General features: G+C 65.5%; 16 protein-coding genes, 1 tRNA gene and 1 pseudogene. 6 read left to right on the top strand and 12 right to left on the bottom strand.

The window, feature by feature from the left end:
• Nucleotides 1-27: 27 nt before the first annotated feature.
• Both NFW05_RS12450 and NFW05_RS12445 read right to left on the bottom strand, forming a co-directional pair.
• Nucleotides 28-1110: a hypothetical protein gene (locus NFW05_RS12450; RefSeq protein WP_295307213.1), complete on the bottom strand. Its 1083-nt coding sequence runs from the start codon at nt 1108-1110 to the stop codon at nt 28-30.
• Between the two features lie 781 nt (nt 1111-1891).
• Nucleotides 1892-2971 carry an SGNH/GDSL hydrolase family protein gene (locus NFW05_RS12445; RefSeq protein ID WP_295307210.1) on the bottom strand — a complete coding sequence of 360 codons (1080 nt, stop codon included), beginning with the start codon at nt 2969-2971 and terminating at the stop codon, nt 1892-1894.
• A gap of 545 nt (nt 2972-3516) precedes the next feature.
• Between NFW05_RS12445 and NFW05_RS12440 the strand changes: the two genes are divergently transcribed.
• Nucleotides 3517-4761 carry a nucleotide disphospho-sugar-binding domain-containing protein gene (locus tag NFW05_RS12440; protein WP_295307207.1) on the top strand — a complete coding sequence of 415 codons (1245 nt, stop codon included), beginning with the start codon at nt 3517-3519 and terminating at the stop codon, nt 4759-4761.
• A 59-nt stretch (nt 4762-4820) separates the two neighbouring features.
• On the opposite strand, the gene pepA is transcribed toward NFW05_RS12440, so the two are convergent.
• Nucleotides 4821-5681 carry a flocculation-associated PEP-CTERM protein PepA gene (gene pepA / locus NFW05_RS12435; RefSeq protein ID WP_295307205.1) on the bottom strand — a complete coding sequence of 287 codons (861 nt, stop codon included), beginning with the start codon at nt 5679-5681 and terminating at the stop codon, nt 4821-4823.
• A gap of 415 nt (nt 5682-6096) precedes the next feature.
• Here pepA and NFW05_RS12430 point away from each other — a divergent pair.
• The 5 genes and pseudogenes from NFW05_RS12430 to NFW05_RS12410 all read left to right on the top strand — a co-directional run.
• Nucleotides 6097-6855 (top strand): annotated as a pseudogene (locus tag NFW05_RS12430) (transposase); the annotation flags it as partial.
• A gap of 363 nt (nt 6856-7218) precedes the next feature.
• Nucleotides 7219-9069, top strand: coding sequence for an NAD-dependent epimerase/dehydratase family protein (locus NFW05_RS12425; RefSeq protein WP_295307202.1), 1851 nt, complete (start codon nt 7219-7221; stop codon nt 9067-9069).
• Nucleotides 9070-9096: 27 nt separating this feature from the next.
• Nucleotides 9097-10245, top strand: coding sequence for an IS630 family transposase (locus NFW05_RS12420; protein ID WP_295307199.1), 1149 nt, complete (start codon nt 9097-9099; stop codon nt 10243-10245).
• Nucleotides 10246-10247: 2 nt separating this feature from the next.
• Nucleotides 10248-11933 (top strand): GMC family oxidoreductase, encoded by a 1686-nt coding sequence (locus tag NFW05_RS12415; protein WP_295307196.1) that lies wholly within the window; start codon nt 10248-10250, stop codon nt 11931-11933.
• Nucleotides 11934-12442: 509 nt separating this feature from the next.
• The gene (locus NFW05_RS12410) at nt 12443-13141 is read left to right on the top strand and encodes a DapH/DapD/GlmU-related protein (RefSeq protein ID WP_295307193.1); all 699 of its coding nucleotides are present in this window, start codon (nt 12443-12445) and stop codon (nt 13139-13141) included.
• A 143-nt stretch (nt 13142-13284) separates the two neighbouring features.
• On the opposite strand, the gene NFW05_RS12405 is transcribed toward NFW05_RS12410, so the two are convergent.
• From NFW05_RS12405 to dapE, 9 genes are all read right to left on the bottom strand, one after another.
• Nucleotides 13285-14496 carry an ABC transporter permease gene (locus NFW05_RS12405; protein ID WP_295307189.1) on the bottom strand — a complete coding sequence of 404 codons (1212 nt, stop codon included), beginning with the start codon at nt 14494-14496 and terminating at the stop codon, nt 13285-13287.
• Between the two features lie 15 nt (nt 14497-14511).
• On the bottom strand, nt 14512-15816 hold the full coding sequence (locus tag NFW05_RS12400; protein WP_295307186.1) for an FtsX-like permease family protein: 1305 nt from the start codon (nt 15814-15816) through the stop codon (nt 14512-14514).
• A 307-nt stretch (nt 15817-16123) separates the two neighbouring features.
• Nucleotides 16124-16200 (bottom strand) — tRNA-Arg (locus tag NFW05_RS12395).
• A gap of 162 nt (nt 16201-16362) precedes the next feature.
• Nucleotides 16363-17979: a hypothetical protein gene (locus tag NFW05_RS12390; RefSeq protein ID WP_295307183.1), complete on the bottom strand. Its 1617-nt coding sequence runs from the start codon at nt 17977-17979 to the stop codon at nt 16363-16365.
• Nucleotides 17976-18929 carry a hypothetical protein gene (locus tag NFW05_RS12385; RefSeq protein ID WP_295307180.1) on the bottom strand — a complete coding sequence of 318 codons (954 nt, stop codon included), beginning with the start codon at nt 18927-18929 and terminating at the stop codon, nt 17976-17978. Before NFW05_RS12385 ends, NFW05_RS12390 begins: the two co-directional genes overlap by 4 nt.
• Nucleotides 18930-19083: 154 nt before the next feature.
• Nucleotides 19084-21729: an aminopeptidase N gene (gene pepN, locus NFW05_RS12380; RefSeq protein WP_295307177.1), complete on the bottom strand. Its 2646-nt coding sequence runs from the start codon at nt 21727-21729 to the stop codon at nt 19084-19086.
• 54 nt (nt 21730-21783) lie between these two features.
• Nucleotides 21784-22443, bottom strand: a complete 660-nt coding sequence (locus NFW05_RS12375; RefSeq protein ID WP_295307175.1) for a GDSL-type esterase/lipase family protein — start codon at nt 22441-22443, stop codon at nt 21784-21786.
• Nucleotides 22440-23333, bottom strand: coding sequence for a 50S ribosomal protein L3 N(5)-glutamine methyltransferase (prmB, locus tag NFW05_RS12370; RefSeq protein WP_295307172.1), 894 nt, complete (start codon nt 23331-23333; stop codon nt 22440-22442). The genes NFW05_RS12375 and prmB overlap by 4 nt, the downstream gene beginning before the upstream one ends.
• Nucleotides 23326-24471 carry a succinyl-diaminopimelate desuccinylase gene (gene dapE / locus NFW05_RS12365; protein ID WP_295307317.1) on the bottom strand — a complete coding sequence of 382 codons (1146 nt, stop codon included), beginning with the start codon at nt 24469-24471 and terminating at the stop codon, nt 23326-23328. Before dapE ends, prmB begins: the two co-directional genes overlap by 8 nt.
• Nucleotides 24472-24492 lie beyond the last annotated feature (21 nt).

Below are 24492 nucleotides of genomic sequence, written 5' to 3'. Positions count from 1 at the left end.
GAGAAGAGTCTCCCGGGGTTGCGCGGCTCAGCATCGACCGGGCACCGGGTCGTAGGCGCCGCGAGGGCGGGTGATGCGCAATTCGTCGGCCGTCAACCCGAGCCAGTCGAGACTGCGGGTGACCTCCCGGGCCGGCCCGAGTCGCCGGCGGATCAGGAAATCGACGACCGGCGCCATGAGCCGCCAGTAATTGAGGTTCGCCTTGCCATGCCGGATCAGGCTGGCGAATTCCGGCGCGTAGGGGTTGTAGCCGAAGGTCCGAAGATCTGAATACATCAGCAGCCAGTTGATCGGGTAGTTGCTGTGGATCGGGCTGGCGTGCCTGCTCGAGGCGACCAGTCCTTGCTCGACGACCGTACGCATGATTTCATCCTGATTGTAGGGCCAGGCATGGAACGGGGCAAGGTAGCGCGGGAAAGCGGTTCCTGGCGGATAGCTTTTCGGGTTGTGGAAGCGGGTCAGTTCGTCGGCGGTGAACTCGCCGCAGGCGGCCAGTTCCGGCGGCGTCCAGTCGGTGTGGCAGATCAGCTGTCGCGAGAACTCGTAGAGCATGCGCTCTGCTTCGGGCTGGCCAGGCGAGTAGCCGGCCAGCACCAGCGGGATGCCTTTCTGGATCGCCAGGCGGATCGCATCGCCCTCGAAGAGCGGAGCATAGACATAGGAGAGCGTATAGACGGCGCCACGCTCTTCCTGATTGCGCAGCAGATAGCGGAAGGTCTTGCGGTAGAAGTCGTTCGCCGGCGCGTAGCTGAAGTGATCGATGTTCAGCTTGCCCAGCGCACGCCGGATGTTGTCCCAGGCCAGCGGCGGGATGTTGATGTCCACGGTGAAGGCGAGTACCTTCAGCTTACGTTCGACGGCCAGGCGATGGAGCAGATAGATGCTGTCCTTTCCCCCGCTGAGCGGCACGAGGCAGTCATATTCGGCACGGCCGCGCCATTCCGCAAGCGTCCTTTCGAGATCCTCCTCACTGGCACGGCGCACTTGCTCGTCGGCTGCCGCCTGTCGGGCGAGCCCTGCCTTGTCGCGGCACAGCCGACACACGCCGTCGTCCGACAGAGCGGCCCCGGGAACGCGCTCGGGCAGCAGGCAGTTTCGGCATCTCTTCATTCGCAGTCTTCTCCAGTCCCCTGACTCCCTGCGGATTGCGCTCGTGCCTGTTCGTCGACCCCGGCGGCCGGCGGCTGATCGACTGAAGGGCATGGCCATGGTCCGGAGCGCCGCAATGATCAACGTCATGCCCGCTTCGCTCCACCGCGCCCTCTGCCCGATCGGGGCGAAGCGCGAGGTCCCCGAGCCAATGACTCAGCGTCCAGGCTGCTCAGCGTCCAGGCTGGCAAACCCGAGCCATCGCCGGATCTTCCCGGTCAGTGGCCACCTTGCTCCGGCCAGCCGGGTTGCCGCAAACGCTCAACGCGCCGGTCCACGGCGAACTTCGAGCAAGGAATCATCGACCGGCAGATTGCCGACGACCCAGGATGCACCCCGGCCGCGACGTGACGACCACGGGCCGGTGCCGAGCGAGACGGGCACAGAGCGTACCACAAGCAAAGACTCCCGAGGAGTCCTCACGGTTCAGCGCGGCAGTCGCCCGGCGATCCCCGAAGCTCCGAGCGTCCCGATCGGGGCGAGGGTTCGGGGTGAGGGGAGACGGGCCAGACCTTGACAATCGCGGCGTCGAGCTGGCCAGGGACTTCCCGATGGTCCAGGGTGATCAGCGACGGCCGGAGACAAGAGAGAGCAAAGTCACTGAGCCTTCTGCGGGACTTCGGCCGCAGAAGGCTCGTCACACCGGTCAGGCCCTGTGCTCCGCGATGCCCCCGCCAGCACGCGAAGCACCGGTCATCGACGACGGACGACCTTCAGCGGCAGAAGGAGTCCCTGCTGGACGTCAGGAACGACGGCGCTGGACGCCGAAGACGGCGAACAGGCTCAGCGCCAGCAGCGAAAGACTCGTCGGTTCGGGAACGGCGGCGTAGAAGGCGTTGCCGATGATCTGGTGCGCCCGGGTCGTCGGATGAACTTCATCCCAGAACACGTACTGGTTCCACATCGTCGGGTCGCTGACGCAGGTCGGGTCGTACAGGCACGCGTCGGTCGCGTTGGTGAAGCCGTAGGCACCCGGATTCGCCTGGACACTGTGCAGCAGCCCGAAGGTATCGAACTGGGTGATCTCGATCGACGGGTCCGCGTTGTCCAGAGGCGTCAGCGCGCCAGCCAGCGCGGCGTTGAAGGCGGCCGAAAGAGCGGTATAGGCGGGGTCGCCCCCCGGCCCGGCTCCCGGGATGCTTCCGAGGTCGGGGAGGTTTGGCACCAGGAAGTGCTGCGCCCCGGCTGCCTCGAGCGCGAGGACGGTGCAGACGATGTTCTGCACGCCGTTGGTGATCAGTGCAGCCGCATCATTTCCGTTCACCGGAGCACCGCAGCCTGGCACTGCTGCGCCGGGCAAGGTTCCGGTTGTCGCCCAGTTGAAGACGTCGTTCGGAAACAGCCAGACGGTAAACAGTGAAGTCGCCGGGTCAAACGCCGGTTGATTTGCGAAAAAGCCGGGAAAACCGGGACTGGCACCGAACAGCTGGCCGGCATTGCTCGTCCCGACGTACGCGGGTTGCAGGAATGGCGGAACCGTCGACGAGACCGAGTTGAAGCTGGTCGAGCCGGTGGTCGCGCCCCCGACCGCGTAGTTCGTGCCGCCGGCCAGCGAGGGCTTGAAGCTCTTGTCGCCCGGATTATAGAGATTCCAGAGGTACTCGACGGCAACCGGGCCGTTCGAATACTGCCCGTTCCAATAGGGCGGCGGCGGGTAGACCAGTCCCGGCACGACCGACTGGCTGATCAACCCACTATTGCCGCCATCCGAGAGGCTGTCGCCGAAGACGAACAGATTCGACAGCTGCTGCAGTGCAGCCTCGGCCGAAAGCGGCGAAGCCAGCGAGGCGCTCAGCGCAAGTACGCCAAAGAGTTTCTTCATCGTATATCCCCTCCCATAGTGTGTTTCTTCCATCAACAAGATGACCGGAGTCGCCTGGCCCATCTGCCGCTTCTCGCCGTAGGGCTTCGCGACCTCCAGTCTGCCCAGAGGAAAAACGTAGCAAAAACCATGCACGCTTCGCTAAGTCTCTGATCTTAATAGTCCTTGAAATGAGCGAGAGCCCCTTCTACGGTGCTGTGTAAAATTTTTCGACAACGGATGGTCGAACGGGTCGGTGGTCGGCCCGGCCATGCTTCGGCCACGCCGGTGCGCCGGGAGGTATCGGCCGATGCTCCCCGCGAGGCGGATCCCTCGCGGGCCGGAATGCGGCCAAGCCGGTGGCAACAGCTTTTCGCGCGTCGGAACCGGTTTTTGCTGTACGATTCAGCGGTGATCGGTTGCGCCGAAAACCTGCCCCGTCAAGCGGGAAACCGCTGCCTTCCCGGCTCATCCGGCGAGCGGGCATTGCTCGTCGGGCGCCCCCCGCCGGGCGCGATCGATCGGGGCGTTCGGTCAGTGTACCTTCCTCTGCCGGGAGCAAGTCGATGACCGACCGGCGCCAGCGCATCGTCTTTTTCGCCGAACCGGCGACTCTGGCGCATGTCGTTCGGCCGCTCGTGCTCGCGCGAAGCCTCGATCCGGGCGAGTATCAGGTGACCTTTGCCACCGGTGCCGATTTCCGCAGCCATGTCGATGCTGCCGGCCTGGAAGTTCATGATCTCCGGTGCATCGGCACCCGCGCTTATCTCGCTGCCGTGGACGCTGGCCGCCCGGTGTTTCCCTACGACGTACTCGAGCGCTACGTCGAGGATGACCTGCGCGTGATCGAACACGCCCGTCCCGAGATCATCGTCGGCGACTTCCGCCTGTCGCTCGCGGTCAGCGCTCGTCTCTCCGGAGTTCCCTATCTGGCGATTTCCAACGCCTACTGGAGCCCTCTGGCGCAGGGTCCTTTCGAGGTCCCGGTCCATGCGGCGACCCGACTCTTCGGGGTCGGCTTTTCGAACCGCGTCTTCGAACTGCTGCGCCCGCTGATTTTCACGCAGCACAGCCTGCCGATGCACCGGTTGCGTCGTCGCCACGGGATGCCGTCGCTCGGCTTCGATCTGACGCGAGTGTTCACCGAGGGAGACGTGACGCTGTTCGCCGACGTGCCGGAACTCGTTCCCACCGCCGATGCCGGGCAACCGGGGCGCTACGTCTACATCGGCCCGGTCACCTGGGCTCCGGATGGTCCCTTGCCCTCTGGCCTGACCGGTACGAACGACGAGCGGCCACTGGCCTTCGTCTCGCTCGGCAGTTCCGGAGACTCTCGCCTCCTGGGTGAAGTGGTCAAGGGAGCCGTCGCTGCAGGATGCCGGGTGGTCGCCTCCGGATCGGCAGATCTACTGCGCGAAGCGGACCTCCATGCCGGCGACTTCAGCATTCCTGGGATGCTTCCGGGGGATCGGATGGCGGCGATCTCACGCGTCGTCGTCTGCAATGGCGGCAGTCCGGCGGTGCATCAGGCGTTGCAGCAGGGCACGCCAGTCCTGGGAATCCCCGCCAACCTCGATCAACTGCGCAACATGCACTTCATCACCCGCTCCGGAGCGGGTCTGGCGCTGCGTGCCGATCAGGTGACGGTCCAGCGCGTCCGGAGCAAAGTGGAGAGACTGCTTGGCGAGCCCTCGTTCGCGCTTGGAGCGGCGAAGGTGCGCCAGTGGTTCAGCGTGTACCGGGCCGACGAGCGATTCCGCGAGGCATTGTCGATCGTCCGATCCCCACGAATCCCGGTCGCACGTCCGTAAACGAACAACGAGGGGCCGGCTGCGGAAGCCGGCCCCTCTGAACCGATGCGACTATCCGGTCAGCTGCGGCGGCGAGCGCTGCCCACCAGACCGATCAGCCCGAGGCCGATGAGCGCCAGCGAACCGGGCTCGGGAACGAAGCTCTGGTTGCCGTCGGCCTGGAACGTGGTATAAACACTCACGTCTCCCGGCAGGGCCTGCGTTTGGCCATTCGCATCCGGCATGGATGTCGGTGAATTCCAGCCCGTCACCCTGTTACCGTTCTGCAGGGTTGCAATGGCATTGGTCAGGACCAGATAGCCCGTGTTGTCGAAGTAAGCCGGGTCCGCCCAGGTAACGTTGCCAAAAAAGTTGAACGCGCCAGATCCGCCGAGTGCGTCCGCGGAGAAAGTCCCGCCGATCAGTGCGGGTGAGACGTTACCGGAGAGAATCTTCGTGCCGTTAGTGATACCCGCCCCGGTCACCTGGTTGGCATTGGCCAGAGGATCGAAGTAGATATCCCAGGAACCGGCTTGCGGAGAGAACGACTCCACCGCGCAAGGCGTGCCCGGACCGCCCGGACGGAACAGGCAGAAGTTGGTCTCCGTGATGGTCGCGCGGATCGTGAACTCCCACCCGGTCGGCGATCCAGGGGGAGGGGTAATGCCCGGGGTCGAGAAGGTATTGCCGAGCTTGTCCTTCAACCCAACCGCGGAAGCCCAGTAGTACGTCGTGATGACGTTGAAGTCCTTGGTAACGTCGTAACCGCTGGAGACCGCCGTTCCGGCCGAGTCCCAGTCGAACCCGCCGAACGGATCGACGCTCTGCGTACCGTAGTTGGCCGTCGTGAAGGTCAGCTGGGGTGAGGCAAGAACCGGTGCTGCCACAGCGAGCAGACCCACGGCTCCCAATTCCGCAGCCAGTTTCTTGATAGAGTTCATGTCTGTTTCCTCTTAAAAGTGAGCCTGCGATGTGCTGGCAGCAGACACTAAGCAAGCCCCGTGCCAAAAGCATCGAAGGGCATAAAAACAGAGGCTTACGATGCCTGTCCCGATGACCCCGTTGGCACTGTGTAAAATTTTTCGACAGTTTTCGTGAAAACGTTCACGATCACGCAAAGCGGGTCCATGGCCGGTGTCCAGGCTGGTGCTCCGCTTCGGGCAACGAGCCGCAGAGGCGGAGCTGCGAGGTTCCCCCCGCAGGCGACGACGGCCCAACCCGCTCCTTGCCATTGACCGCGAAGGGAAGGATCGACCCGGCGGCGGGTCCGCACACGTTCTCCCGACCATGGCGCTGCTGTAATATCCTGGCATCATCCCCGGTGCGGCCGGGCCTGGCAGTTGAAGGAGGTGGCACGTGGCGATGCGGGTGAAGCCGGACAGAGTCGAGGTAGGCGTCGGGCAGCGCTATCGTGTGAACAGTTGGTCGGGCTACCACCGGGCGCTGGTCAATCGGGACAATCTGACGCTCTGGTTCGAGGAAGCGAGCATTCGGCAGCAGTGGACAGCGCTGCTGCCAGGGGGCGTCGGCAAGCCCGCCGCGTGTTCGAAGACCTTGATCCTGACGTGTCTGACGATCGAGGAGCTGTTGCCGTTGCCTTGGTGGGCGACGGAAGGGCTGGCGAAGTCGCTGATGCGGCTCGCGCAACTCGACTTGTCGGTGCCGGCCCACACGCACCTGTCGCGACGGGCCGCGCAGCTTTCGGTGAACATTGCGCGGAGCCCGCGCAGGGGTCCGACGTATGGGGTCGTCGATTCGACGGCGCTGAAGATTTTCGGCGAGGGCCAGTGGGCGAAAGCGGGGTCTCGGGAAGCACTGCTTCCCGCCGCTGCAAGCGGTCGACTGTGCACAACCGACCGTGGGACAGTGGGTCAGCACGGGGTGCGCGAACGTTGCACCTGGCGCAAGCTTCGTCTCGCAGTCGGTGAGGCTGGCAAGAACATCATCGGCATCGAAGGGACTACCGCCGCTTCGGGGGACAGCAAAGTCCTGCCGGGGCCGCTCGGCCAGGTCGACAGGGACGTCTCGCAAGTTTCGACCGACGGGGCCTGCGACAGCTACGGCTGCCATGCGGCGACGGGGGAACGGGGCGCGCGGGGAACCATCCAGCCGCGCGCCCTCGGCGTCCGTCGGACGGGCGCCTTCCCATTGCGGGTGGTGCCTTTCGGTGGTGGGCGGTGGGCTGCGGCCTCGGGGACACCGTTTGGGGACGCCGGCGCAGCCGCCGACAATCGGCGCTGCATCGGCCGCGCGCCGCGCATGACGACGTCTGGACATGACCAAACACCGCCACCGGGCCTCGACCCCGTCACCTCCCTGCGCATGCCCAAGTCACTTCCGGTAGGCGAAGCGGTGCCTGCTCCATCAAGCGGGGCGGGGAAAGTGGGCATTCATGTCGACGGCCGAAACCTTGCCCGCCTGGTCTATTAGTGCTCGCCAACCTTGGGCCAGCGCCTTCCCATGCGAATGGAGGAACACATGGACATCACTCTCGTTACTGGCGCAACCGGCTTCTTGGGCTATCACCTCGTCCAACGCCTTCTCAGAGACGGCAGGCGCGTTCGCCTTCTGGTGCGCTCCATGGCAAAGGCCCGGCGCCTCTTTCCATCTGCGGTTGAAGTTTGTGAAGGGGACCTTTCCGATGTCGCCAGCCTCAAGAAGGCAGCGGAGGACGTGGCCGTGGTTTATCACGCGGCGGGAATGCCCGATCAATGGGTTCTCGATCCCCACCTTTTTCACCAGGTCAATTTCCAAGGGACGCAGAATCTTCTCATCGCTCTCCAGGGGAAAGCACTCAAGAAATTTGTCTATGTTTCGACCATCGAAACATTTCGAACCGAGCAGGCCGGCACCCTGGACGAAAGCTGCATGATGTTGCAGCCAAAGCCGTTTGCCTACGCCCGTTCCAAGCAACTCGCCGATCAGGAGGTGTGGAGGGCTTTCGAGCGCGGCCTTCCCGCCGTCTTCATTCACCCCACGGCGATGTATGGTCCCCATCCAATCGAGTCCTGGTTCATCAAGTTCCTGATGGATTTTCGGGCGAACAGGATTCCCGCCCTGACTTCTGGGGGGCTGCCGCTGGTGTATGTCGAAGACGTGGCCGCAGGATGTCTGGCTGCGGAAGAGAAGGGACGCCCCGGCGAGCGATTCATCTTGAACGAGCGGTATATGGCCTGGGCCGAAATGGGCCAAGTCGTCGCCGAGGAACTCGGTATGGAGAAGGTGCCCTGGGTTCTTCCGAATTGGCTGGGCAGGATTTGCGTCCAGGGGATGGATATTGTCTCGAAATGGACCAAGAGGCCGCCTCTGATCTTCAAGTCGATCTATGAGTTCTTCCAGTTCGAGAGCCGACCGTCATCGTTGAAGGCCCAACGAGAGCTGGGATGGACCCCCGTCGCCTTTGCAGAAGGAGTCAAGAAGACACTCCACTACCTCTACCGGGGCACAACCAACTTCGAAGAGCCCGTCGCCTGCAAGTTCTGCAAGTTCTGCGACCGCCATCCCGCGGCAAAGGATTTTGGGCTGGTGCAGGGTAACACCCATCGCTTCAAGGACAGCCGCTTCCGCATCTGGCGTTGCCCGCAATGTCTGAGCCTGCAGAATATCGACCCGGTGTCCTATGAAGATATCTACCGGGATTACCCGTTGAACAAACGAAAGCCGGATTTTTTCGCCCGAGCCACGATGAGCAACTTGTTGGGCCGGCTTCAGGGATCTGGTTTGGCGACGCAGCACCGGGTTCTGGATTATGGGTGTGGGAATGGGCTGTTCATGAATTTCCTCAAGGAGCGCGGGTTCACCCGGGTCGACGGCTACGACCCGTTTGTTGACCCGTTCAAAAGCAAACCGGCGAGTGGGGCGGAGTACGATTGGGTGGTGTTGAATGACACCATCGAACATGCCGATGACTTCCAGGGAATGGTGCGGGAGGCTCTTGAGCTTGTCAAGCCAGGTGGCTACCTGTACATAGGGACTCCGGACACGCGCATGGTCGACATGGCCAACCTCGAGGCGCAAATCACAAAGCTGCATCAGCCTTATCACCGGCTGATCGCCAGCCACATGGCGATCAGGGAGTTGGGCAGGGAGCAAGGGGTGGAATGCATCAAGACCTTCGAGCGTTCGTACCACGATACACTGCGCCCGTTTGCAAATTACCGGTTCCTGGATGAGTTGCTCAAGGCCCATGGCCACGATATGGAGCAGGCGATGAGCCCGGCGGCGGGGTTGGTAATCCTGAAGAGGCCGTGGCTGCTGTTTTACGCCTGCTTTGGGTATTTCCTGCCATCGGCCTTCGAGCCGGCGGTGATACTGCGCAAGCCGGGATAGGGCAATGCCCGGGGAGAAGCGACGGGCGTGACATCTGCGGTTGCCAGCAAATCGAGAAATGCAGTGCATTTGCATATTGGCGCGCCGTATCTCTGTTGTAGGCCAGGGGGCATGGACTACCGCATACCCGGACGCCCGGTTTTCAGTGCGCGGCGGATGGAACAACAATGGGTGGGCAGGGAAAGCGGGAAAATGGTTCGCGCGGGCAGGCCCGTGAGTGACGTGGCGCGCCATTTGCATGTGGGCTGGCGTGGCGTAGGCAAATGGGTGGCGGCATTTTGCGGGGGCGGTCAGAATGGGTTGCGCGCAGGCGAAGGCGCCGGTCGGCCGCCGAAAGTCAGCCCTGAGCAGTCGCGCTGGACGGCCGATGCGGTTCGGGGGCGCACGCCCGAGCAGGTGAGGTTCGCGTTTGGGTCGTGGTCCTTGCGCTTGATCGGCAGGCTCATCGAGCGACAGTTGCAAATGACGCTGAGCCGGCGCACGCTGGCCAAGGTGATGCGGCAACTCGGATTCACGGCGCAGTGTCGTCTTTACCGTGCCGATCGACAGGATCGCACGCTGGTGCAGCGCTGGCACACGGAAGAGTACCCGGCGCTGCACGCGCGCGCCAGGGCGCGCGCGGCGTGGATCATGTTCGCCGACGAGGCCGGGATGCGCTCGGATTGCCATGCCCGCACAACTTGGGCGCCTCGCGGCCAGACGCCGGTCGTCGGCGCTGGCGGACAGCGCGTCTCCTTCCAGATGCTCTCGGCGATTGGCGCGGGCGGCCAATTGCAATTCATGCTCCACCAGGGCCTGGTCAACGCCACGGTATTCCGCATTTTCCTCGGACAACTCAAGCTCGGAGCGACGCAGCCGATATTCATGGTCGTCGATGGTCATTCGATGCATGGAGGCCAACTGGTTCGCGAATACGTCGCGTCCACCAGCGGGATGCTCGAGTTGCACTTCCTGCCGCCCGACTCGCCCCAGTTCAACCCCGACGAGCCGGTGTGGGAGAACGTCAACGAGCGGGTGGCCGAAAAAGAGCCGGTCGACACGTCCAGCATGCGCCGCCTGATTCAGGCGGCGCTGCAACGTCTGCAGGGCTTGCCAGAGATCGTGCGAGGGTTCTTTGGGCGTCCCGAGTGCGCCCAAAGCGTCTCGAGGATCATCGTTCATTGCTGGGTAGGTTGATTATGACAGATCTGGAAAATCGCGCTGGGGCGTTGCCGATCGGCTCACGGCCTTCAGCTGAGAATTGGGATGTGGTCGTGATTGGTACCGGGATGGGCGGGGCGACGATGGGCTATGAACTCGCCAAAGCGGGGCAGCGAGTTCTGTTCCTAGAGAAAGGCCGGTCGCATCTGTCCGCGGCAGACGCTTTACGCGGCCAGTATCCCGAAACGCTGGCCGGGCAATCTCCCGATGACCGGAGAGGCGATGTCTTTCGAGCGTCGGGCCGGGCCACGGAAGCTGTCTGGGATATTTCGGGGGGCAAGCCCAAGGGATTTTTGCCATTCATCGGGTGTGGCAGTGGGGGATCATCAGCCCTCTATGGCGCGGTGCTGGAACGATTACATCCGGAAGATTTTTCGCCCCGTCAGTATCACCCCGCTCCCCAACAAACGACGCTTCCGGCGCACTGGCCCATCGGCTACGAGGAGCTTGTTCCTTATTACAGGGACGCCGAGGAGTTGTATGGTGTGAGCAACGGCCAAATGTCGCTCCCGCCGCTGAGCCCGGCGTCAAAGGAAATCTGGGACTTGCTTACCCAGAAGGGCCTGCATCCCTACCGACTGCCCGTGGCCCATAAGAGCAGGGATACCTGTCCCGGTTGCCAAGGTGTTCTCTGCCCCACCCATGGGAAGGGGGATAGCGCGGAGGTGTGTTTGAGGCCAGCGCTCGAAGAGTATGGGGCGGAGTTGTGGGCGGAATGTACTGTGCTCAAGCTAAACGCGAGCCGAGACAGAGTGACAGAGGTGGTATGTGAGCGAGCGGGACAAAGAGCGGTAGTGTCGGCCAGGAAAGTCGTTCTCGCGGCCGGAGCTCTGGAGACCCCGCGGATCCTGTTGCAATCAAAATCGGAGGAATGGCCCGAGGGATTGGCGAACCGATCAGGACAGGTGGGAAAGAATCTCATGCGGCACTATGTGGATTTGTACGTGGTGTATCCTCGGCGGTGCGAGGGAGGAGAGCGGAAGGAAATTGGCTGCAATGACCTGTACCTGTCGGATGGGCAAAAGCTGGGGACGATCCAGTCATTCGGAGGTCTGCCGCCGTTCGAGGTGATGATCGCAGAGCTGGAAGGGATGATGACCGGGCGGATCGGGAAAGTCTTGAAGAATGGGCTTAGGATGATCAAGCCGATACTGAGGCGAGCAATTTCCCGAAGATTTGCGGGTGGGGTGGTGTTGGCCAGCATATTGGAGGATGCGCCGTTCGAGGAGAATCAGGTCCTGGTATCAGAGGCATCGTCGATTATCGGCGGGGGGAAGATTGTCTTCCGATACCGGGTGCGGAAAGAGGAAGCAGAGCGGATTGCGCTGTTCCGGCGATCGATGGCCAAGATTCTCGGACGATGCAAATACATCTGTGTCGAACAGGCGGAAAACAACAGGCGGCTGGCGCATGTCTGCGGGACGTGCCGAATGGGTATCGACCCGACGGGAAGTGTAGTGGACAGCTATAATCGGGCACATGGGATGTCCAACCTCTATATTGTCGATGCCTCGTTCTTCCCGTCGAGTGGAGGAACCAATCCGGCACTCACGGTTGCCGCCAACGCGCTCCGGGTGGCGCGACATATCGTGAAGGAAGACAATGACGCGGCATTGCGCGAGGTCACGCCTTGCGCGACCGGGGTTCGCGGGAGAAGGCTATGAGTTTGTCGAGGCAGCCGGCGGTGCGGTGATGATGAATCCGGTGAGGCGAAAGGAAGTCAGCGGCTCCGGGGTATGATCAAGCGAGCGGATCTCGGAATGGCGTTGGTGGAACATATTGGAAGGATTTCGAGGGTAGCCGGGTCTGGAGTTGGCCAGGAGCGCGCGTCCGCCCGACGACGCTCTGGCGCCGCCAGCGAGATTCCGACTTGCCGGGATGGCTTCTCTACCGCCGCACACCCCGTTAGCAGTAGCTTCGCCACCACCCGATCCTTGAGCGCCTGAGCGTATCTGGTATCATTGCCGCCGCCTTCTTGCCCTCAGGTTCCACAGCCTATCCGCGTGCGAACCACTCTGACGCCGGGAAGGTGATTGCCGGCAGGCTCGCCGTTAGGTAGCATTAGGCCGTGCGCGAGATCGCGAACCAGTCGCTGACTGCCCCGCCGCGGCAGTTTCGATCGTGCCGCGCTGCAGTACGGTCGGACGATCGCTACGCCCTGGAGGGAAAGAAAATGCGCAAGATCAAGACGTGGCAGATCTTCTGCTTCCTGCTTCTGTCAATGGTAATCCTGACCTTGGCGATCGCCACTACTTGGCTCTGCTTTGGCAATGCCGAGCTCGGCGATTTCCGGGGAGTCACGATTTTCCTGATCGCGTTGGTGCTGATCCACGTCTATGCGATCCTCGTCTATCGCGTCTTCTTCTGGATCCTGCCGCTCGAGCTCGGCGAGGTGCGCCCCGGTTCGCGTGCCGAGTTTCTCGCACAGATCAATATTCTCTTTTACCTGATGATCTTCAACCACCTGGTGTGGGGACACGTTCTGCCGGTACCGCTGATGCGTTTCGTTTACCTGGGGCTCGGAGCGCGTATGGGGCAAGACAGTTACACTGCCGGCGCGCTGATGGATCCCGCGCTGACCTCTATCGGTGACCGCTGCGTCATCGGGCACGACGCGATTGTCGCTGCGCACGTCATCGAAGGGGGCCGCTTCGAGCTGCTGACCGTGAAGATCGGAAACGACGTGACCATCGGCGGCCACGCGATCATCATGCCCGGCGTCGAGGTCGCCGATGGAGCGATTGTCTCCTGCGGAGCAATCGTCACCAAGGGCACCCGGATCGGTCCGGGCGAGATCTGGGCTGGCGTTCCGGCGCGGCGAATCGGCCACCGCGCGGAGCAAGGGGTAGCAACGGCCTGCGGTTCGGTCTAGTGTGTCGTCTCGCAATTACGCTCGCGGGCTTTCTTGAACGGCACACTCGTGGCACGGTGCACCGACCCGTCCCTGCGCTTCCCGTGCACCCTATCGAAAGTGGCGCGGCGGGCTCCTTCTGCGCTGACGCGGAATAACGATAGTTACTGATTCTGCCGCAGTGCCTCGGCGACCGGAATCCTGGCGATCCGCCAGGCGGGGAGCAGCGCAGCGACAACGGTCGCGCTGAACCCGACGAGGCAAGCCTCGACCAGCACCCTGGGGACGATGCGGATATGCGCCGTGTAGCCGACGTTGGCGTCCGGCGGCGGAGGCATCGGGATGCCGATTGCCGAAATGGCCAGGGCAAGCAGGACCGCCAGGACGACTCCGACCAGTGCGCCGCCACTCCCGAGCAGGACGTTCTCGACCACCAGCAGCCGAAAAAGCGCTCCTCCCCGGTCGCCGAGTGCCATCATCGTGCCGAACTCGCCAACTCGCTCGAATGCGCTCATATTCACGCTGTTGGCCACGCTGATCAGGACGAGCAGCAGGATGATCACCTGCAAGACGCCAAACTGTCTCTCATAGACTGCGACGACGCCTTCGTAGAACGGATTCAGTTCCGGCCAGGCGAGGACCTCGAAGATTCTCGTGTCGATTCGCTGGCGCAGACCGCGCAGGGCTTCGTTGGTCTGATCGGTCTGCTGCAGCGCTACGACCAGGGAATTGGCGCCGCGCGTTCCGAGCGATTCCTGCGCGGCGACGAGCGGAATCCTCACCGCGCGGGCGTCGAAATCCGAAGAGAAGCTCTGGAACGTCCCGACGACGCGCAGGTCGATGCTGTTCAGCGCGCCTTCGGCCGTGCTCAGCAGCACCGTGACCTGATCTCCAGTGTGCAGGCCCAGCGTCCTCGCGACGCCGTCGCCCACCAGAATCTGATTTGGCTGGTCGGCGGCAAGCTGTTCTCCCGAAGTGATCCGCAGTTGGCTGCCGAGCGCGGCCTCCTTCTCTGGCTCGACCCCTTCGCCGACGATCGGCCAGTCGGTTCGCCCGTTGCTGAGCAGGCCCGAAAAGCTGATTCGCGCCATCACACCTGCGACGCCCGGCTGCTGACGGATCGTGCGCCGGATTCCTTCCGGGTCTTCGATCAGGAAGTTTTCCGGGTTCCGCGTTCCCCGGGCATGAAACCCAGCCCGCGATACCTGAATGTGTCCCGACTGCGAGTGGATGAGTGCCTCGGCGAGCTGCTCGTAGACGTCCTGAACGAAGCCGCCACTGAGGATCAGGCTGACGACGCCGAAGACAATCGAAGCCAGCGTCATCAAGGTCCGGCCAGGGTTGCGGAAGAGGTTGCGCAGGGCGAGTTTGAGCACGGTCGAATCTCCGCGCTAGCGGTTGTGGCGCAAGGCGTTGACGATCTCGAGACGGGAGGCTTTCCAGGCCGGATAAATGCTGGCGAGGGTGGCCGTGCCCATGGCGAGCAGGAACGCCCTGACGAGCAGCGCCGCTGTCAGCCGGATTTGCCCAGGGTAACCCTGCGACATCCCGGGCGGTGCCGGCATCGGGATGCCGACATAGGAGATCAGCTGGCTCAGCAGACCACCGAAGACCAGACCGAGGAGACCGCCGATCATTCCGATCGTCATGCCTTCGCAGACGAACTCGAGGAGAATCTGCTTCCTGCGCCGCCCGATGGCCATGCAGGTCCCGATCTCCGCCGTCCGTTCGAGAACGTTCATCATTATTGTGTTGGAGATGCTCAGGATGATGATCGTGGCGATGATCAGTTCGACGACCGAGACCTGCCTGCTCAGCAAGGCGACCGTCTTGCGATAGTAGTCGGCAAGATCGTACCACGGCACGAACTGCAGGCCGTGATCGCGGAAGCCTTCGCGTAGGGCGAGGAGAGTGCCGGTCGTCTGGCTCGTGTCGTTCAGCGCGAGAATCCAGCGGTGACTGCCCGACAGACGCAACAAGCGCTGTGCCAGAGGCATCGGCACGCGCAAGGCCGAGTCGTCGTAGGCCTTGCTCGCCGAGACGAACAAGCCCCGTACCGTGGCCTCGACGGCGTTGATCCCGCCCGAGCCCGTCGTTGCCAGGAGCACGACCTTGTCACCGACCCCGACGCCGAGGTTCTCGGCGAGACCGCGTCCGAGAGTGATCCCCGTCGGATCGTCGCTCGACAGCACCTCGCCGGCCGAGGTCAGACTCATGACGTAGCTGACGATCTTCTCGGCTTCCGGGTCCATTCCCTCGCCGAGGAAGGACACGCTTGCCTCGCCGTGACTGACCATTCCGGTGAAAGCCAGCCGCGGCGCGAGTGTGCGGACCGTCGGGAAGCTCCGTAATGCTTCCCGTTCGACGCGGTCGTCCGGCAACAGATAGCGCACAGGATCGGCCTGACCGTTCTCGAGGTAGCCCGCGCGCACCACGTGAATGTGGCCGAGCCCGCTCTGGATCGCCCCTTCTCGAGCCGCCCAGAACATCCATTCGACGAAGCCTTCGGCAAGGATCAGGGCGACCACGCCAAAGGTGACCGCAGCCATTCCCATGGCACTTCGCCGATACTGCCGAGTGATGTTGCGGAAGGCGCTTCGATAACTGGTCCACATCGAGCGCGCGGTGGTTGCCGCCTGGCCGTGCCACCAGGCGCTGTCCACCGATTTCGCCGATGTCTCGCGAGTTCCGACCATTTTCGTCTTGCCTTCCCGTGAAAGTCGCGCGAGCGAGCGATGGACCACCCCTCTTCGCCGGTGGGGGACGGTCCCGGGGCGAGGCGACGGTGATGGCTTTCCCCACTGCTCAAGGCCCGCGCAAGCCATTGTCGCCTGGGCAGAATCTTACCCGATTCCGGGAGGTCGAGAACAGGCAGTGGCGGCAGGCTCGACGTCGAGGATGCGGGTCAACCAGCGCCCGCTTGAGGCACATTCCCACATTCCCCGTCTTCGCCCGTAAACGGCACAAGGGCCTGGATGAGGATATCCAAGCCCTTGTTCCAACTGGCACGCCCGGAGCGATTCGAACGCCCGACCCCTTGGTTCGTAGCCAAGTACTCTATCCAGCTGAGCTACGGGCGCAGTGCCACTGACGAGGCAGCAATTGTACCGATGTCCCAGGATCGGCTCAAGCGGAATTTTGCGCCCAGCGGTTCAGCTTGCCCTTGCCGAGGGCAGCCAGGGGGCGGCGAAGACCGCCGCCTGGCGCGGGCGGCCTCTCTCGGGCGCGCTGCGCTCAGGGAGTCAGCGCAGTGTGCACGCACGGCGTGCCTCCCGTTCGGAGTCGTAGTAGCGTCCCCCGGCGGCCCGGCAGCGGGCGGCGGTTTCCGGCGAGAGCGATTCGCCGATGCAGCACCACCCGGGCGCGACGGTCGGCGCCGGGTCGGCGCCTGTTACGCCGCTCTTCGCCGGCGGCGGCAGGATCAGCGGCAGCACCTGATATATCGGCGCGCTACTGCCAGTGCCGGACTGGCCGGAAGGCGCGGGCGCCGGGCAGGCGTTGTGCGCGCTCGTTTCGTCGGCGAAGTCCCGCCCGCCCATGGCGCGACAGCGCTCGGCGGGCAAGCTCGAGACCTGGCCTCTGATGCAGCACCAGCCGGGTTCGAGCGGATGGGCGACGCAACTGCGCCTCGCGCTGCTCTCGTCGAGCGAAAAGCGGCCCCGGGTCTGGCGACAGTCTTCGGCTGTCGTTCGCGCGAGTCTGCCGCCCGCGCAGCACCAGCCGATCACTTCCCCGGATGGCGTCGGCGGGGGCCGCTGGGCGCACGCAGCCCAGGCGGCGTCGGGGTCATCGAAGAGCAGGCCCTGGCGCGCGGCGCAGCCCTCGGGCGTCGTCTGGGCGACCTTGCCGCGCGCGCAGCACCAGACGAGGTCGGGTGCGGGTGGAACGCAGCTGCGGCGAGCGATCCGTTCGTCGATCGTGAAGCTGCCCCCGGCCTGGCGGCAGATCTCTTCGGTCAGCCGGGCCAGTCCTCCGTCGCGGCAGCACCAGCCGAGCACCGCCGAGGGCGTTCCCCGCCGGCTGCAGGCGTCGAGCGCGGCGTCGCGTTCGTCGAAGGCCTGGCCGCGGGCTGCCGCGCAGCGTTCGGCCGTGAGCTGGGCGACCCTGCCGCGCGCACAGCACCAGACCGGCTCGGACGGTGGCGTAGCGCAGCTGCGGCGGGCGGTCCGCTCGTCGAGCGAAAAACGGCCCTCGGCCTGTTCGCAGACGTCTTCGGTCGCGCGCGACAGCCCACTCGCCGTGCAGCACCAGCCCGAGATCCCGTAGGCCTGGTCGCTGGTGCCGAAGTAACGGGTCGTCCAGCTCGCCGTCCTCTCCGCCTGGGCCGGCGACAGGCGGACAGCGCTAGCGATCGCTCCGCGGAGCACCGAGTACCGGTGCAGCGCGTCGAGGTTGCGGCGAACCGGCCGGCTCATCGTCACCTCGCCCTCGATCACCGTCAGCGTCGTCTGCTGGTCGGCGACCTGGACATTGACCCGGCTGTTCAGTGCGACCTCGATGTTCGGGTCGGAGATGCACACCCGCCTGGCGTCGACGAAAATCTGGCCGGTGAGCATCCGGATCAGGATGCAGCCGCCCTCGCGGAAGATCCGGAACTCGGGGTCGGTGTTCTCGTCGAGCTGGACGTAGCCGCCCTCGCGCAGGTAGACGCGAACGCTCGTGCCGGCACCGGTGGTCAGCGTATCGCCGTCGAAGACGCGGTCGCCGTCGCGCGGTCGCGCGCCGTTGAGCAAGACGTTCGGACCGGCCGTGGCAACCGTCCCGATGTGTTCCTGGCCGCTCTGGAAGTGCGGCAAGGGCGTGCAGGCGGCGACGGCGAGCAGCGCGACGAGGCTCAGCACTCTGGCGAAGGGGTTCATCTGGCGTTCTCCGTATGGGGTAAGCGGCTTGCCGCGAAAAGGTTCTTCACCGCGCCGATCTCGGCGCGTCGGACGGCTCCTGCGGGCAGCCAGAGCACGCGACGCGCCTCGGGGTTCCACAGGACGAAAGCGTCCGGCGTGCGCGAGAGCAGGAACAGCGATCCGCGCGCCGCCGGTTCGTCGTGGTCGAGGGTCAGCGAGACGATTGGGTAGTGAGCCGGCCGCTGCAGGACGCCGTAGGCCATCGGCAGCGTGACCAGGGAGATCCCGAGCGCGGCGACGAAGGGGGCGACGAGCCACGGGCGCAGCGGCCAGGGCGCCACGACCCGCCACGCGCCGAACGCCAGCAGGCCGGCGAGGATCGCGCCGAGCAGCAGATCGTCGAAATCGCGATCCATTTGCTGGCTGTCGCCGCCGAGGATCCACACGGCGACGCGGTTGCCCGTTCCCGGCTCGACGCTGAGGCTCGCCGGATCGACGTAGAGCAGATCGATCGCCGCGAGCGGCTGCTCGGCCACGCGCAGATAGTGATCGGCGTGCAGCGCGAGCGCGACAAAGAGCCCGGCGAAGAGGAGATGGCGCAGCCCCTTCGAACTGGCGACTCGCGTCGCGCAGTCGACGCAACGCCGACCGGCGGCGACGCGGTCGAGCAGCCGTCCGAGGAGCATCGCAACGAAGACGACGACGCCGGCGAGAGCGCCCAGCGCGAGGGTCGTCCTGAGGACCGTGTAGCCGGCGGCGAGGATCAGCTTGGCGCCTTCCTGGAGGAACTGGTCGCTGCTCACCTCCACGAGCCCGTGAAGGCCGAGCATCGACAGGTGCGCACGGGTCACCAGATAGCCGGTCGCGTAGAGCAGCGCGGTGATCCCGGCCAGCGAGCCGCCGACCCAGAGCAGAAAGCCCTTGAAGCTTGCGAGGACGCCTGGCGGTTCGGGCGCGGATGCTTCCATTGCTGATCACCCTCGGGAGGACGCCCCGGCGCCGGGGCATCGTAAACCTGCAGTTTAGGGCAGCGCGGGCGCTCCGGTAAGCCGCCATCCGCTGACGACCCTGCTCGTCCGCGTCAGGGCGCGCGATCGTCGGGAATCGCGCGCCAGAGGAAGGCTAGCCGAGCGCCCGGCCGACGATCTCCGAGACGTCGGGTGACACGCCTGGCCGCGCGGCAAGTGCCTCGAGCGCGGCGCGGGCGTGCCCCTGGCGGACCGCGTCGAATTTTCGCCAGCGGTCGAAGCGGCGCGCGAGGCGTGCCGCGACCTGCGGGTTCAGCGCGTCGATCGTGGCGATCTGCGTGGCGAGGAAGCGGTAGCCGGCGCCGTCGGCGGCGTGGAAGCGGACGTGGTTGTTGCCGAAGGTGTTCAGCAGCGCATACACCTTGTTCGGGTTGCGCAGGTCGAAAGCCGGGTGGTCGAGCAGCCCTTCGACGATCGCCAGGGTGCCCGGCAGACGGCTGCCAGCCTGAACGGCGAGCCACTTGTCGATGACCAGCGCCTCGTTCTGCCAGCGGCGCCGGAAAGCGGCGAGCGCCTCGCCGCGTTCGGCGCAGTCGTGCTGGGCGAGCGTCGCGAGTGCCGCGAACTGATCGGTCATGTTGTCCGCGGTGGTGAACTGGTGCATCGCCAGGCGGCGCGTATCGGGCGTATCGAGTTCGGCGAGATAAGCCAGGCAGAGGTTGCGCAGCGCGCGCCGGCCGGCGGCTTCGGGCGTCGGGCGATAGGGGCCTGCGCTGGCCAGTGTGTCGTGGAGTCTTCGCCACTGCGCGTCGAGCGCCTCGGCGAGATGGCGCAGAAGCCCGACTCGGGCGGCGTGCAGCGCATCGGGGTCGACGCAATCGAGTTGTTCGGCGAGAGTCGCTTCGCCGGGCGGCGTCAACGCTTCGGCGGCGAACGCCGGGTCGGCGACCGCCGTGGCGAGGACCTGCGCCGCAGCCGCGCTCGCGCTCGCCGGCCAGTGCGGTGCGCGTCCGGCGGCGATCTCGCTGGCCGCCGCGAGGATCAGCCGACCGGTCAGCCGCTGTCCGGCCTCCCAGCGGTTGAACGGATCGCTGTCGCTGGCGAGCAGGTCGGCGAGTTCGTCGTCGTGCCAGTCGCAGTCGAGCAGCACCGGCGCCGAGAAGTCGCGGAGCAGCGACGGCACGGGCGCTTCGGGGATGTCCTCGAAGACGAACTGCTGCTCGTGCCGGGTCAGCGACAGCACGCGGGTCGTCGGCGCGTCTCCCAAGGCGGTCGTTTCGCCGGCGAGGCGCAGCGGCAGTTCGGTCCCTTGCCGGGTGATCAGGCCGACAGCGACCGGAATGTGCAGGGGCTCGGCTGGCTGTTCGGGGTCGGACGGTCGCGACTGCGCGAGCACCAGCAGGTAGCGCCGCGTTTCCGGTGAGTACTCGCCGCGGGCGCGCAGATGCGGCGTTCCGGGGCGGTCGTACCAGCGGCTGAACTGCACGAGATCGACTCCCGAGGCGTCGGCCATCGCCTCCAAGAAGTCGTCGCAGGTCACCGCCTGACCGTCATGGCGCGCGAAGTAGAGGTCCATGCCGCGCCGGAACGCGTCGCGGCCGATCAGCGTGCGGATCATCCGCACCACCTCGGCGCCCTTTTCGTACACGGTGCTGGTGTAGAAGTTGTTGATCTCGATGTACGAGTCGGGGCGCACCGGGTGCGCCATCGGGCCCGCGTCCTCGGGAAACTGGGTCGCGCGCAGGTCGCGCACCTCGCGAATCCGGGTGACCGCCCGGCTGTGCTGGTCGGCTCCGAATTCCTGGTCGCGGAAGACGGTCAGCCCTTCCTTGAGCGAGAGCTGGAACCAGTCGCGGCAGGTCACGCGATTGCCGGTCCAGTTGTGGAAGTATTCGTGGGCGACGACGCGGTCGATGCTCTGGTAATCGCCGTCGGTCGCCGTGTCGGCACGGGCAAGCACGTACTTCGTGTTGAAGACGTTCAGGCCCTTGTTCTCCATCGCCCCCATGTTGAAGTCGCCGACGGCGACGATCATGTAGTGGTCGAGGTCGCATTCGAGTCCGAAGACCTGCTCGTCCCAGCGCATCGCGCGCTTCAGCGCGTCCATCGCGTGCGCGCACTGGTCGAGCTTGCCGGGCTCGACATGGACCGACAGCTCGACGCGCCGGCCGCTACCGGTGGTCAGCTGGTCGCGGAGCACTTCGAGCCGTGCGGCGACGAGCGCGAACAGGTAGCAGGGCTTGGGGAAGGGATCCTCCCAGCGCGCCCAGTGCCGGTCGGCGCCTTCGCTGCCGCTCCCGGTCGGGTTGCCGTTGGCGAGCAGGACAGGCAGGCTGGCCCGCTCGGCGTGGATCGTCACGACGTAGCGCGACATGACGTCGGGGCGATCGGGAAACCAGGTGATCCGCCGGAAGCCCTGCGCTTCGCACTGCGTGAAATAGCCGTCCTTCGCCCGGTACAGGCCGGTCAGACTGGTGTTGTGATCGGCATCGACGCGCACCTCGGTGGCCAGCGTGAAGCGCTCGGGTACGGCGTCGATGGTCAGCAGCGAGTCGGTGCACCGGTAGCCGTCGCGCGCGAGCGGCACGCCGTCGAGCGCGACGCCGATCGTCTCGAGGCCATGGCCATCGAGGCGCAATGGCTCGGCGGAGCGCACCGCCGGGTTGCGGCGGATCGCCAGCCGGCTGTTGACGCGAACCTCACCGGCGAGGAAGTGCACGTCGAGATCGACCTCGTCGACGAGGAACGCGGGTGGCGTGTAGTCTTGGCGATGGATTCTCGCCGGGGTCTCGGGATTCATCGGCAACTCCAGGCTGGGAAGGGGGATCCCCGCCGACTGGTGCGGCGGGGCGGTTCAGCGCCTGACGAGCAGGCCGACGCGGCCGAGCTCGTTGGCGATGCCCTCGGCCATCTTCCGGTAGCCGAGGGCGTTCGGGTGGATCGGGTCGGCGCGCAGCTCGGCGTCGGCGAGGATCCTGCCGAGCAGGGCTTCGATGACCAGGAGCTTCTCCTCGCCGGCCAGTTCGGCGTAGATCGGCGAATCGGGCAGCCTGCCGCTGATCACTCCGACGACCGAGAAGCGGGGAACGGCGATCAGCACGACCTGCGCTCCGCTCTGCCGGATCGCAGCGACGATCTGCCGCAGGTCGTCCTTGACCGCGGCCTCGGGTCGTCGTCCGAGGAAGTCGTTGCCGCCGAGTTCGACGAGCACGAGCGCGGGGCGGGTCACCGCCAGCGTCTCGGCGATCCGGCCGCGAGCCCGTTCGGCGGTGTCTCCGGGAATCCCCGCGTTGACCACCCGCCAGCCGCTCCCCGCTGCGAGCCGGCTCGGGTAGTCCTCTCCGGGTTCCGCGCCGGTGCCCCAGGTGATGCTGTCGCCGAAGGCGAGCACCGTGCTGCCTTCGGGCAGCGGCGCGTGGCGAGTCGATTGGCGGCAGCCGGGGAGCAGCGCGATGACCAGCAGGAGCCGCGCGAGCAGGCCCCAGGTCTTCCGATGCCGGGGGCTGCGGCTCACGGCAGGTCGTCGCGGTGGAGCAGGAAGACGTACTGGTCGCCGGCGCTCGTCTCGAGCCAGGTGAACGCGAGATCCGGAAAGGCCGCCTCGAGAGCCTCCCGGTTGTGGCCGATCTCGACGACGAGCAGGCCTTTCGTGGTCAGGTGCCGGCGTGCGCCGGCGAGGATCGCGCGGGTCACCTCGAGACCGTCCTCGCCGCCAGCCAGCGCGAGCCGCGGCTCGTGCCGGTACTCGGCGGGCAATGCGGCCAGCGAATCGGCGGCGACATACGGCGGATTGGCGACGATCAGGTCGTAACGGCGGCGGCCGAGCGGCTCGAAGAGGTCGCCTTCGCAGAGGTGGACGCGCCCGGCGAGCTCGTGCTCGGCGACGTTTCGCCGGGCGACGGCAAGCGCGTCGGGCGAGACGTCGACGGCATCGACGATCGCCCGGGGGAAAGCGTGCGCGGCGATGATCGCCAGGCACCCCGAGCCGGTGCACAGGTCGAGGACGGCGCCGACCGCTTCAGGGTCGTCGATCCACGGGGCGAACTGCTCGCGGAGCAACTCGGCGATGAACGAGCGCGGAACGATCACCCGTTGATCGACGTGGAAGCGGTAGTCGCCGAGCCAGGCTTCCTGAGTCAGGTACGCCGCGGGCAGGCGCTCGCCGACCCGGCGCTCGATGATCGCCAGCAACCTGGCGCGCTCGCTGCTCGTCAGTCTGGCGTCGAGGAAGGGTTCGAGCCGGTCGAGCGGCAGGTGCAGGCCGTGCAGCAGCAGGTACGCGGCTTCGTCCCAGGCATTGTCGGATCCATGGCCGAAGAACAGTTGCGCCTCGCCGAAGCGACTGACCGCGAAGCGCAGCAGGTCGCGCAGCGTGAGCAGTTCGTCGCGGGCCGCGTCAGACATCGGCGGGCAGCAGTTGTTCGAGAATTCGCCGGTAGATTCCCGAGAGCTGTGTCAGCGCGGCGACCTCGACGCATTCATTGACCTTGTGGATCGTCGCATTGACCGGGCCGATCTCGACGACCTCGTCGCAGACTGCGGCGATGAAGCGGCCATCCGAGGTGCCGCCAGTCGTCGACAGCTCGGTCTCGATGCCCAACTCGTCACGGATCGCGCGTCGGGCCGCGCCGACCAGGGTGCCCTCGGCGGTCAGGAAAGGCCGTGCGCCAAGCGTCCAGACGATCTCGTGGTCGAGCCGGTGATCGTCGAGCAGCGTGCTGAGCCTGCGCTGCAGCGCTTCGGGGGTGTTCGCGGTGCCGAAACGGAAGTTGAAGTCGATGACCACGCTACCCGGGATGACGTTGCCGGCGCCGGTGCCGGCGTGGATGTTCGAGATCTGCCAGGTCGTCGGAGGGAAACAGGCGTCGCCCTCGTCCCAGGTCGTCGTCGCCAGCGTCGTGATCGCCGGAGCGACGAGATGGACGGGGTTGCGCGCCAGATGCGGGTAGGCGACGTGGCCCTGGATTCCGCGAACCGTCAGCCGGCCCGAGAGCGAGCCACGCCGGCCGTTCTTGATCGTGTCGCCGAGGCGGTGCGTCGCGGTCGGTTCGCCGACGATGCAGTAGTCGATCCGTTGGCCGCGCTCGTGCAGCGCCTCGGTGACCGTCACCGTGCCGTCGATCGCCTCGCCTTCCTCGTCGGCGGTCAGCAGCAGGGCGATCGACCCGCGATGCGCGGGTCGTGCGGCGACGAACGCTTCGATCGCGGTCACGAAAGCGGCCAGCGAGCCTTTCATGTCCGCCGAACCGCGCCCGTAGAGCAGGCCGTTGCGGCATTGGGGAACGAACGGGTCGCTGAGCCATTCGTCGCGCGGGCCACTCGGCACGACGTCGGTGTGCCCGGCGAGGCAGAGCAGCGGGCGGCCGCTGCCGCGGCGGAGCCAGAGATTGCTCACCCCGCCACGGTCGAAGCGCTCAGCGACGAAGCCGATCGCCTGCAGGCGCTCGGCGATGATCGTCTGGCAGCCGGCATCGTCCGGGGTGATCGAGGGCCGCGAGACGAGTTGCCCGGCCAGCGCGAGAGTGGGATCGCTGGCCAGCAAGTCGACGCGATCGATCGCGCC

It is taken from the genome of Accumulibacter sp. (assembly GCF_023806625.1).
Classification (GTDB): domain Bacteria; phylum Pseudomonadota; class Gammaproteobacteria; order Burkholderiales; family Rhodocyclaceae; genus Accumulibacter.
This window is presented reverse-complemented; position numbering and strand designations above follow the sequence as displayed.